1 protein-coding gene is annotated in these 2,282 nt (G+C 73.6%); it reads right to left on the minus strand.

Translation table 11 applies throughout. The features are described 5' to 3' along the window. On the minus strand, nucleotides 1–2,282 hold a 2,282-nt coding region (gene bluB / locus STRTUCAR8_RS20225), incomplete at both ends, for a 5,6-dimethylbenzimidazole synthase (protein WP_044472536.1).

Consider the following 2,282-nt stretch of genomic DNA (forward strand, 5'->3'; position numbering starts at 1 on the left):
GCCGAGCGCGCCCGCCGGCTTCGTCATGCGCTTCTGGCGTTCCCACGCCTCGCCGAGCGCCTTGGCGTCCAGCGGGCGGATGTTGGCGACGGTCTCGGCGAGCAGGTCGTGCGGCTCCTCACCGGGCAGCGCCCGACGGCCGTACGTCTCCTCGTGCACGACCCATGACAGGGGGCGGCGCTTGGACCAGCCCGCCTGCATCAGTTCGGGCTCCTCCGGGAACTCGTCGACGTAGCCGACGCAGAGGTAGGCCACGACCTCCAGGTGCTCGGGCAGGCCGAGGGTCCGGACCATCTCGCGCTCGTCGAAGAAGCTGACCCAGCCGACGCCGAGGCCCTCGGCGCGGGCGGCGAGCCACAGGTTCTCGACCGCGAGGGCGGAGGAGTAGGGGGCCATCTGCGGCTGGGTGTGCCGGCCGAGGGTGTGGCGGCCGCCGCGGGTCGGGTCGGCGGTCACGACGATGTTCACCGGGGTGTCGAGGATGGCCTCGATCTTCAGTTCCTTGAACTGCTTCGCCCGGCCCTTGGGCAGCGACTTGGCGTACGCCTCCCGTTGCCGCGCGGCGAGTTCGTGCATCGTGCCACGGGTTTCCGCCGAGCGGATCACGACGAAGTCCCAGGGCTGCGAGTGGCCCACGGACGGCGCCGTGTGAGCCGCCTCCAGCACGCGCAGCAGTACGTCGTGCGGGATCGGGTCGCTGCGGAAGCCGTTGCGGATGTCCCGGCGTTCACGCATCACCTTGAGCACGGCCTCGCGCTCGGCGTCGTCGTAACCGGGAGCGGCCGGACCGGGGGACTCCTGTACGTCTTCCACCGCGGCCCTGTTCTCCTCCTGGTCGGCGACCGTGGTGTCCAGGTCCTCCGCCTGCTGTGCCACCTGTACGGCATCGGCGTCAGGGTCGGGGACAGCTTCGGGTTCCTCGATCAGGATCACCGGCGCCAGGTCGGGGGCCGGGGCATCGGCTTCCGTCACTGCTTCCGGGGCCGTCGGTTCCGAGGCCGTCGGTTCCGGGATCTCGGGCTCAGTAGTCCCTGGGGCCGTTTCTGCCGCGTGCACCGTCTCGGCCACGTACTCGGCCTCCGGCACCAGGGCGAGGCCGTGCGGGGGCGTCGGTGCCAGGTGCGGGGCGGTGGGCACGGTGCCGTCGACGGGGACGAACTGGCCCACCGGCTCGGCCTGCGGGGGAGCGACTAGGAGCGGCTCGGCCTGCAGTTGGGGCTGGTCGACCGGCTCGGCGAACGCGACGGTCTCCTCGGCGGGAGCTGCGGCGGGTTCCTCCACGGGGAGTTCGGGCTCGGCCGGAGCGGGTGCCTGGTCGCTCGGGGCGACCGGTGCGAGCACGGGTTCGGATTCGGGTTCGGGGTCGGGGTCGGGTACGACTTCGAGTACTGCCGGTGCTTCCGCGACCGGCGGGAGCTGCGTCTCGGCAGGGGTGTGCCCGGCGTTCTCCAGGACGGGAGCGGGCTCCTCCTCCGCCACGGCCTCGAACTGGGGTTCCGCGAGCGGGGCGGACTCCGTCAGCTGAACGACCGCGGCGTCCGCCGGTGGGGACGCCGGGTCCACGAGGTGGTCAACCGGAGGTGCCGTCGCGGCGGGCAGAGCCTGGAACTCGTCCGCGGGGATGCTCAGGGCCTCGACGTGAGCGTCAGGGGCCGCGTCCCCTGCCTGCGGCTCGCTGTCGGGGTCAACCTGCGGGGCCGCCTCCGGGTGGGACTCGGGGCTGGGCTCGGGGTGGAACTCGGGGTCGAAGTCGGCCTCCGGCGCCACCGGGGCGTCCTGCGGGGTCTGCGCGTCCAGTACAGGGGCCGGAGCCGCCGGTACAGGTTCTGCCTCCGGTACGACGATCAGGGCGTCCTCGGGCTGCGGCACGGCACCCTCGGTGTCCTGCGGCTCCGGCGCCAGATCGGGGGCCACGGGTTCCACGGGGGCCGCCGGGAAGGTGGCGCCGGCCTCGGGGCCACCGGGGGCGGGTACCGCCACGGCGGGGTCCGGGATCGGGGGAGCCTCGAAGGCGAACACGTTCTCCGGCGAGTGCGCCGGGGGCGCGGCGGACTCGGGCGTCTCGTAGACGCCGCCCTCCGGTCCCTCGTACGACGCTTCCGGAGCCGTCTCCTGGAGTGCCGGGTCCGGGGTCTCTGCCGCCTCGGGGGCCGGCTCCGGGATCAGGGTCTCGGCCTGAACCGGAATAACCGTTTCCGCAGGGTGCGCCGCCTCGCTCACCAGCGGCGGGGCCGGGGCGGCCTGCACCGCTGTGTGCGTCTGGGCCTGGGCGCCCCAGGGAG

The sequence above is a fragment of the Streptomyces turgidiscabies Car8 genome (assembly GCF_000331005.1).
GTDB classification, from domain to species: domain Bacteria; phylum Actinomycetota; class Actinomycetes; order Streptomycetales; family Streptomycetaceae; genus Streptomyces; species Streptomyces turgidiscabies.